General features: G+C 55.5%; 12 protein-coding genes and 1 pseudogene. 7 read left to right on the top strand and 6 right to left on the bottom strand.

Going from position 1 to position 8,706, the window contains the following annotated elements; all coding sequences use genetic code 11:
- Positions 1–462: 462 nt before the first annotated feature.
- The 7 genes from IPN69_08730 (at position 463) to IPN69_08700 (ending at position 4,284) form a co-directional block, all read left to right on the top strand.
- Positions 463–1,056, top strand: coding sequence for a CHAT domain-containing protein (locus tag IPN69_08730; GenBank protein ID MBK8810798.1), 594 nt, complete (start codon positions 463–465; stop codon positions 1,054–1,056).
- Between the two features lie 238 nt (positions 1,057–1,294).
- Entirely contained in the window at positions 1,295–1,534 is a 240-nt protein-coding gene (locus IPN69_08725; protein ID MBK8810797.1) for a CHAT domain-containing protein, read from the top strand.
- The gene (locus IPN69_08720) at positions 1,531–1,647 is read left to right on the top strand and encodes a CHAT domain-containing protein (protein ID MBK8810796.1); all 117 of its coding nucleotides are present in this window, start codon (positions 1,531–1,533) and stop codon (positions 1,645–1,647) included. Before IPN69_08725 ends, IPN69_08720 begins: the two co-directional genes overlap by 4 nt.
- Positions 1,648–1,871: 224 nt before the next feature.
- Complete coding sequence (locus IPN69_08715; protein ID MBK8810795.1) at positions 1,872–2,135, top strand: hypothetical protein; 264 nt, start codon at positions 1,872–1,874, stop codon at positions 2,133–2,135.
- A gap of 184 nt (positions 2,136–2,319) precedes the next feature.
- Positions 2,320–2,472 (top strand): hypothetical protein, encoded by a 153-nt coding sequence (locus IPN69_08710; protein ID MBK8810794.1) that lies wholly within the window; start codon positions 2,320–2,322, stop codon positions 2,470–2,472.
- A 617-nt stretch (positions 2,473–3,089) separates the two neighbouring features.
- Positions 3,090–3,290 carry a hypothetical protein gene (locus IPN69_08705; GenBank protein MBK8810793.1) on the top strand — a complete coding sequence of 67 codons (201 nt, stop codon included), beginning with the start codon at positions 3,090–3,092 and terminating at the stop codon, positions 3,288–3,290.
- 493 nt (positions 3,291–3,783) lie between these two features.
- Positions 3,784–4,284, top strand: a complete 501-nt coding sequence (locus IPN69_08700) for a hypothetical protein (protein MBK8810792.1) — start codon at positions 3,784–3,786, stop codon at positions 4,282–4,284.
- Between the two features lie 832 nt (positions 4,285–5,116).
- Here the strand turns inward: IPN69_08700 and IPN69_08695 are convergent.
- From IPN69_08695 to IPN69_08670, 6 genes and pseudogenes are all read right to left on the bottom strand, one after another.
- The gene (locus tag IPN69_08695) at positions 5,117–5,479 is read right to left on the bottom strand and encodes a hypothetical protein (protein MBK8810791.1); all 363 of its coding nucleotides are present in this window, start codon (positions 5,477–5,479) and stop codon (positions 5,117–5,119) included.
- A gap of 37 nt (positions 5,480–5,516) precedes the next feature.
- Positions 5,517–5,693, bottom strand: a complete 177-nt coding sequence (locus IPN69_08690) for a hypothetical protein (protein ID MBK8810790.1) — start codon at positions 5,691–5,693, stop codon at positions 5,517–5,519.
- Positions 5,694–5,773: 80 nt separating this feature from the next.
- Positions 5,774–6,328: pseudogene (locus IPN69_08685) on the bottom strand (hypothetical protein).
- 622 nt (positions 6,329–6,950) lie between these two features.
- Positions 6,951–7,568, bottom strand: a complete 618-nt coding sequence (locus IPN69_08680) for a hypothetical protein (protein ID MBK8810789.1) — start codon at positions 7,566–7,568, stop codon at positions 6,951–6,953.
- 63 nt (positions 7,569–7,631) lie between these two features.
- Positions 7,632–8,051: a hypothetical protein gene (locus IPN69_08675; protein MBK8810788.1), complete on the bottom strand. Its 420-nt coding sequence runs from the start codon at positions 8,049–8,051 to the stop codon at positions 7,632–7,634.
- A gap of 330 nt (positions 8,052–8,381) precedes the next feature.
- Positions 8,382–8,706: hypothetical protein (locus IPN69_08670; GenBank protein MBK8810787.1), on the bottom strand; the 325-nt coding region annotated here is incomplete at its 5' end.

Raw genomic sequence — 8,706 nt, 5'->3', positions numbered from 1 at the left:
CTCGCAAGTGATCGACGATACGGTGCGCCGTTTGATGCAGATAAAGCGATCGCTCGGCGATTATCGCGAGGCGATGAGATTTGGCGACGATGCGATGCGTATGGCCGAAACGACCGCTGACGAAGCGCTTCGTGGGCGTCTGATCCAAATAACGACAATCGAAATGGCCGAAACGCATCGCGAGTTCCGGCACTTTCGCGAAGCGTTCGACGGTTACGACCGCGTCGTTGAAATGAACAGCAAGAGCCCGGAGGTTCAGTTCGACGATTATCTTGCGGCGAAAGGGCGGCTTTTATGTTTGCTTGCGCTTGGGCGCGCCGACGAGGCCGAGGCCGAGTTTCAGCGGACGTTCGACCTCGCCGAAAAGTACCGATCCAAGATAGTCGATTCCGAATCGCGCAACGAGGTTCTTCAAGAACGATCAGGCCGTTTGACGACGCTGCCGTCGAAAATGCCGTCAGATTGGGCGATTCAGAACGGGCATTGGAGAATCTCGAACTTTCAAAGGCGCGAACGCTGCTTGATTTCGTCAACGACGGAACATCCGTGGACGAAATCGAGCGGCGATTTCCGGATGTCTCAAAGCCATTGCCAGTCACTGAGCTCCGCCGCCGGCTGCCCGCATCGACCCGTATCGTCGAATTCTCGGTCCAGAGTGAACGAACCTATGTCTGGATCGTCGGCCGCGACGCTGTCGAACCGTTTGTCTTGCCGCTCGGCCGCGAGGCGATCGAAGATCTTACCGATAAACTTCTCGTTTTGGTTCGCGATCGAAACGCCCCGGCGGAAACGGTTCGCGAAGCCTCGGTGGCGGCGTTCGAACGAATTCTTGAGCCGGTGATCGAGCGGATTCCGCCGGAAGCGCGGATCGTTTTTGTTCCCGACAAAGCACTCTATCGGATGCCGTTCGCCGCACTTTTTTCGGAGAAACAAGGCCGCTATCTGATCGAAAGCCGGACGATCGCGCTTGCGCCCAGCGCAGGCGATCTTCGTCCGCCCCGCGGAGATCGCGGCGGTCCGCTCGAAGTTGCCCGAAAACGCGCTCGTCGTCGGTAATCCGGAGTTTGATCGGCAGGCGAATCCTGATCTCGATGATCTTCCGTCGAAAGCGAGTCCGGTCGTCGAGTCGATCGCCCGAATCTTCCGGGAGCGACGATCAAGACCGGCAGGGCCGCAACGCGCCGCGAGATCGTTGGCCGGTTGCCGTCGGTCGGAGTTTTTCCTTTTGCAGGACACTACGTTGTCAACGATTCATCGGCGCCGAATTCGAGATTACTTCTAAGCAAGACCGAGGATGATGGCGGTTCGCGTTTTCGAACTCGCAAACCTCAGATTGCCGAAATCGAAATTAGTCGTTCTTTCAGCCTGCGACACGTCAGGCGAGAGATTAGTTGAAGGCGAGGGGGCAACGGGCATCGCGCAGACATTTCTTGCGATCGGCGCGCCGATCGTCGTCGCCGGCGGCTGGAAGGTCGATTCTGACGCGACGGCGAAGCTGATGACGGTTTTCACGAGAACCGAAGCCGCGGGATGACCGCGTCAGACGCCTTGCGACAGGCGCAGATCTTGTTGGCCAAGGGATCTGGCGAATTTGCGGCGCCCTATTTTTGGGCGGCATTTTCGTCGATCGGCGGTTTTGAGAAGTGAACCGTTACGATTTGGGCAGCAACAGCACATATCCAGGAAGAATTACACGATTATTTTGAAAAAGAGGAGATTACATTTTTATGCCGGTATCAAGAAAGACAGCGACCGCCTTCGTGCAGGCTCGGGGCTCAAGATCACTTGTTTCATTTCCGTCGAGGACGCAACGAAACGGCGATCATTAGAAGCGGAAATCACAAATTGTCAGTTGGGTGATGCGTCCGAGTTTGAGAAGTGTCAGGAAAGATGCGTTTCGTTATGCTGAAATCGAACTGCCCGAATTCGATCCGGCGGACGTGACGGCGATCGAGATCGGCGGTGCGTCGAAATCCGCCGGTTGCGAGATATTTCTGGGAGACGGTTTTGACCGCTTGGATTACTCCGCGAGCGACGAGAATGACTTTCGCTGGATCGTAAACCTCGAAGGCGGCGAACTGCACGGCGCGGGACTTGAAACTAACGCCGCGTTCGTCGATTCGCGGCCGGCGTGACGCGGCTTCAATTCACGGCGGTCTCTATTACGCCGTGATGCCGTCAGCGAGCCAGATCACGCCAAGACGCCGTGTTTCGACAAAGATCGCGGACGAAAGTCGGAGCCGTTCGGCTATCTCGCCGAAACGATGGGCGTCAATCTCGACCCGGATGAGGTTTTGTGACGATCTCCTGCGGCGATGTGTGCGACACACCATCGCGCTCAAACGCCGTGAGGGTTTGCCCTACAAGATCGAGATCTCAAACGTCGATCCCGATCCGGATGCGATGCTCAACGATCTTCCGGTCTGCTATCCCAGTTCTTGCGTGACAAAAAGAGCTGGCCTTGAAGTTTGAACTCGTGCCGCAAGACGAAAGCGAAGCGATTCGGGCGGTCCGGTCATCGGACGGAATTTCTGCACCACGCGGCGCGGGTGAACAAGTCCTCGATCGATAGTTTTGTTTAGTGGGTCGTCTTGCGGGTTCGAATATCGCGACATTACGGGTGCTTGCCCTGCCTCCGCGATCTTGGCGAACTTTGCGTGAGTGCCGCGCAAAGTTCGCCAAGTCCTAAGCACGATGAGACGTTTTGGTGTTGACCTTCGCAAGACGCTCTTTTCGATGGAGAAACTTGGATGTTTTCGTTGGAAGCATCGGCGATCGATCAATTTGTGTTCATCCATATGCTTAGAAACTGGGATGGTTTATTGAACTTCGAATCGGATTCTGCCGCGACCGGCGTTCGGATTCGCCTTCTTTAAACCCAATTTGCCCGCGATTGCAGAACCAACGCGGGATCCGTCGAGAACCTCCGATACGAAACTAAGCAATTCGAACGACAACGGCAACGAGATTTCAAATTCGAGCCTTGGGGAATTCATACGTTAATGCATTAGGAATTCAAATCTGAATAAATTCATCCGGGTGTCAGATCAACACTGAATCCGCGGAGATCGCCGACTCCGACCGCGTCGTTGACGGTTGAGCCCGAAAAGCTTTCGCCGACCGAAGTCGCGGATTATTGGACGCCGATCACAGCCGTAGCCGCGATCCTCGTCGCCTCGATACTTGCCGGATATCTTGCGAAACAGATCCTCGAACGAGTGAGATACGGAAAAAATGCGCTGTCGAATCTGCGTGGATTGAAAAAGGCGATTTCGGCGAGAACGAACTGACCCAAAGATGGCTGAAGAAACGTAGATCGGCGAACATTACCATTTGCCATTGGAGTCGGAAAGATCGACGGAGGCAACGACTATTGCATTCAGGTTTTCGTTGAGGATGCGAACGGCGAGATGTCAGAATCCGCCGACGCGATTACTGCCCAGCGGAGTTCCGTGAACTCCGATCGTCTCATTACGAGATGCCCGCGCTGATTTTGAACGCAAACTGAGATCGACCGTACACGGGGCGGGCACGACGTTCTAACAGGCGGGATCAGCGCCGCGAATGCCAACTTGACCGGAGAGTTCAGGACGATCAGGTATTTCTTTCGCCGAATCTATTTTCCGCGGGCCAAGCAGGCTTTTTGAAAAACGATGTGTATCTGCTGTCGACGCGCGTGTTTTTGCCGATCTCTCACGGGCTGAAAAAGGACGATTCGGATCTCGTCAACAACCGAGTCCGGGGGATTCTTCTTCAGGCCGGCCCGTCGCGGAACTTGTCGACGTGAGACCGATCGAATTTGGCGGAGACGTCGAGAATCCGAATTTCGTGGACGCTGCTATCGCGCGCATTGACCGCCGCCGGGCTTATAGTGCCGAGATTCCGCGCATCGCGGCGCCATCCACGGGATTTCTGCGAAAAAGAATCCGTTACCCTTCGGTCCGACTGCCAAAATTCGGCCGCACGACGGGCTATACTCGCGGCCGGGTCTTCTCGATCCATCTCAGCATCTGGGTCAAATACTCGGCCCGCCGCACCGATGCGTTGTTCAAGGACCAGTTTCTGATCGTTCCGACCGACCGCTCAAGCTTCGTCAAGGGCGGCGACAGCGGATCGCTCGTCGTCGACGATGAAAAATCACGCGGAGGGGACTCATCTTCGCGCGCCCGAAAGAGCTCGCTGCAATTTTCCGACGTCGAAGAAGCCCGTCGACCTCGAAAACATCGTTATCAGCAAACCCGAAGATCGAATCCTGCGGCGTCGCCAATTCGATCAGCGACGTGATGAAAGGCGTTTGGGATCAAGCTGGATGGGTAAAGGAATTTGATGATTCCGCAAATTTCAGAGACCTCGGAGATTTCAGAGATTTCAGAATTTCAGGAATTTGAGGACTCCACTCTAAGTCCGAATCAAATTCGAAGGTTCAATGTTGCCACCAGCTTCAGAGGCTGTGTCAAAATGCCGACATCGCGTTTTTCAGAGTGATTGCTAGTGATAAGTTGTCTTATGAATTGCCGTCTGCTTTAGCTGACGGATACAAATAAATTCAACTGTGTCAGGGCTTTAGCCCAACATTCGGCTAAAGCCGAGGTCTTCTTGTCACTCCGATCCGTTCCTTAAAACGAAAAGCAATTCATGGAATCCCTTTTTCGAAGCGCCTTTTGACACAGCAACCTCTGAAGCTAGTGGCAACATCGATAGTGAGGGCAAAGCCGAGTGTTTTGACACCGCCTAGTAGAGCGATACGGGTCGGGGAATTTGATCTGCCGGGCGTGCCCAATCGATAAGACGCGGTTTCTTCGTCTGGAGTCGGATCCGGGGCGGCTCATTGCCCCGAGCCCGCGTAGCGGTCGACAGACGGACGGGATTCTGTCACCCGCTACGCGAGCTCCGATCATATCTTGGCGCCAGCTCCCCCGCAGCTGGCGCTGCGGGCTACACGCTGACACCCGCTACGCGGGCTCCGATCACCGCCTCGGGGCGACCCTTTCGGGCCGTACCTCACGGAGAGGCCGACAGAACCGCCTAGATCGCACAAACTGCTTTTCTCGGGCCCGCCGTCCGCCCGCCGATTGGACCTCCTAATCCGAAATTCCGAATGAAAAAGAATCATCGATCATTCGAGCTGGATCACCATCTTGAAACTTCGCTTGGGACTGTTCGTCGCGTATGCGGGTTTCAGTCGAAAAACCAACGCGTAAACTCCGGGCTTATTGAGCGGGGCCTCGAAATCGGTGACGATCGCGCCGTCGGGGTCGCGAAGCGTCCACGTGAATCTCGTCAGTCCGGCTTTTTCGATGATGTTGAAACCGGGTTTGCCGTTCATAAACTTGAACTTAAACCGCATCCATTTGTTTCCCCAAAGTTTCCCGGCCACGGTTGCTTGTCCCGTCATCGCGCCTTGGGTGTAAACGACCGTGCCATTAAGCTGCGCCCGCGTTTCGGACGCCGCAACCGTCAAAAACACTGCAAAAAACATCGTCGCTAACAAAAGGTACTTTTCATAAAATTTCTCCCTACATTCCAACGTCCAAGAGTGATTCGCCCATCGTATTTTGACTGCTTCCCGCGAGACAGCCGTAGCGGTTTTCGACTTCGACCGTTTCGGTTTGCCCCGGCGGAATGACGATCGGCATCGGTTTACTGAAGATCGGCGGGAACCAGCCGACGAGCGGACAAGTCGCGCTTGGCATCGTCGGCAATGGATTTTCCCGTCACCGTACAACTCGTCCGGCCGGCATCGGACCGAACGTGGTGCCCGGATTTGCTTGCGTTAGCGTAAAGGTTTGATTCGGACCGCTGCCGGAGCAGGCGATATTGAAAACGTACTGCGCAGACGCCGGCGCCGTGAATCCGGGGAAGATTTTTGACGACAACTTTGACCAAGAGTCGTCCGTCCGGCCCGACGCATTCGATTCTGAATCGAACAGGAGGCTTGTGCGGCGGCAACGTTTGTCGCCAAGGGCGGCGTCGTGCCGTTGCGTTCGCCGTCGGTCGCTCCCGAAGTTCCCGGCGTCGCGTTGCTTGTTCCGCGAAGTCCCGGAAGGCTCGTGAATGTCGCGAATCCGATGTTTTCGCGCTCTGTCTGGCACGCGCCCTGAACGATCGCGTTGTAGCGCACAACAACCTGGCAGCCGGCGGGCATTTGCGCGACGGTGAAACCATTCGTACCGTTCGCTGGCGTCGGCGGTGGCGGCAAACAAGCCGCGGAAGAACTCACGACCGACGGCGCTCCGGAAAGAACGAAACCAACCGGAAGCTGATCGCCGATTTCGACGTCGAATGCGGTGACCGCGCTCGTGTTTTTAACCGTGATTTCAAACGAAGTCGGGCTGCCGTTGAGCGTCGGGGCGGTAAGTTTCTTTGTAACCCGTCAGATTCGGTTCGACGACAATCAGACGTTGATGTCGTTTTCGTTGGCAAACGACTGTCCGTCCACGATAACCGCCGACGTGTTCTTGAGCGGTTTGCTGTCGAAATTGCCGGGGACATTGCAAACAAGCGCCGAGAATTTGATGACGGCGAATCCTGATTCGGGTCGTTTTCATTGTTTCGGACGCCGCCGAGCTTGAAATCGACAGGGCCGCCGGTGCCGCAATTGCTCTGGTCGCTAACCTGTGGCGGGAATTACCGTCGGCGTGATCGTATTAACATTCGCCTCGCTTCCCTGCTGTCCAAAAATCCCGGCGGCATTAATAAACTTGCCCGCAAAACCGAAACCGGTGTAGCCGAAACGAAACGTAGCCGCGCACTGCCCGCGAGATATCGCATTCCCGCCGGCAGAGCGTCGCGGACCGTGAAACTGCTGCTCGTTCCTTCAGGAATTCTAACTTGAAGGCGATATCGGACGACCTCGCCGATCGCGACGCGCGGTGTATTCGCCGCGGTTTGCGGAACAGTCGAGACTTGCGGCGCGGTATGAGCTTCGGAAGTCGCGACGATCGATTTCGTCAGCGTCGGATTGACGCACGCTTTGGCTTTCCGAGACGTTCGCCGAAGCCCGCGGCGACGCCGTTTTGGCCCGTCAGGCTCGCCGTATATGACTGCAGTGCCGAAGTATTCGTGTAGCACGTCCCGATTTTCGTGAGCGCACCAGGCGGCAAACGATAACTGTAGGTAACGACCGCGAGATTGTTTCCGCTCGTCAATGAAAAACGGTCGAGACTGCCGGGATCGACCGGCGTTGTGCCCGGATCCTTTAAGGCCATCGGGAACCCGGTCGGGATTGCAGGAATGCGTTCCAACCAATTTCGATTGCCGTCGTGCGCGCGAAGGCCGGTCGCAATCACAGGGGTAACAGGAATAGTTGACGAGTCGTTCAGAACCACGTTGAACGCCCCGTTCAATCCCGATCCGCGGTTTTCGACGACGACGCCGTACGTTATCCAATCGTTCGCATCGACGTTTTTGACGTCCGCGTTGAAGCCGCCGGTTCCGAGCATCGTCGAATTTAGCGACGGCGACCAAATCGCATTACAGGCTCCTGGCGGAGGCGGTGTCGTCTGATTCGGTCCCAGACAATCGTTCGGCCCGAGAAGACTCGATGGCGGCATTAAACCGGTGTTCAACGCCAGCGGCGACGGCAGAATCGGAGGATTCTCGAAAAATCGCGAAAGGATTGCTTGTCGCGATCACGCCTTCGTTACCTTCAGATTCGGTTCCGTCAGAACGAACGGCGCAACCGCGATCTGGCAGAATGTCGTGCCGAAGGTGTTCGATTCGCACTCGCGCGCCTCATTGAGAAACGAAAGCCCGTCGGCATATGGATCGGTCGTGAAGGTCAGCGAAATCAAGATGCTGATGACGGCCTGCTGATTGGCCGGATCATTTCGCGTCCCGTAATTGAAACTGACGCTATTGTCGCTTTGTAAAGTGCTCACCGCCGGTAATTGTCCTGCGGTAACCGTTAATAGTCCCGCGGTAACCGTGTCGACCGATTCGTAACACATACTGTTTGCGGCAGGGAAGTTGCCGCCGCCGCACGGCGGAAGCGCGGTGTTTAATGACGCGATTTTCAGCGCGGGCATCGGAAACCAATCCTTGATTACCATATCTTCCCAATCTCCGGACGGCACGGTTTTCGTGATCCGAAACGTGATCGTATCGCCCGCGGCGAATCGCGGCGGATTGCCGTCCGCCGGTTTTATCGGATCTCCGTTACGCGCGACGACTTCTTTTGTGAGAACTCCGGGTTTGATGATCGTCGATGTCGAACTATCGTCCGAACAACGAAAACCGAGCAGTTTCGATTGCCGTCTGAGTTTTCCATCACCACCGAAATCGTAACGCAGTTATTGAGCGGATCTTCTTTATCGACGAAGCGTTTTTCCTTTGGCCCCTGAAAGTCGAACTCGTCGTTGATCTTGACGAGAAATACGATTTCACCTTCGGCCGGGATACTCGGAAGTTCCGTTATTGCCGCCGACGATGATCCGGAATCGTGAAACGGCTTGCCGCCGGCGTTTCCGGCGATCGCCTTCGAAAGCTGTAAACCGATTCGCGCCGCCGTTCACCTTTTTACATTTAACTTTGTGCGATTTTTTCGCCTCAAGATTTACGCCTTCTTCGAAGCTTCCGCTCGTCGTCCCGTTTTTGTCGGTCACACGGAAAGTCGCCGATTTGATCTGAAACTCCTGTCCGTCCGACAGAATATCCTCGACCAGAAGACCGCCGAACGTAAAATAATCCGAAATCTGAAAACGAAGC

The sequence above is a fragment of the Acidobacteriota bacterium genome (assembly GCA_016715115.1).
In the GTDB taxonomy this organism is placed as follows: Bacteria; Acidobacteriota; Blastocatellia; order Pyrinomonadales; family Pyrinomonadaceae; genus JAFDVJ01.
The sequence above is the reverse complement of the archived record's forward strand: the minus strand, read 5'-3'. Positions and strand labels throughout refer to the sequence as shown.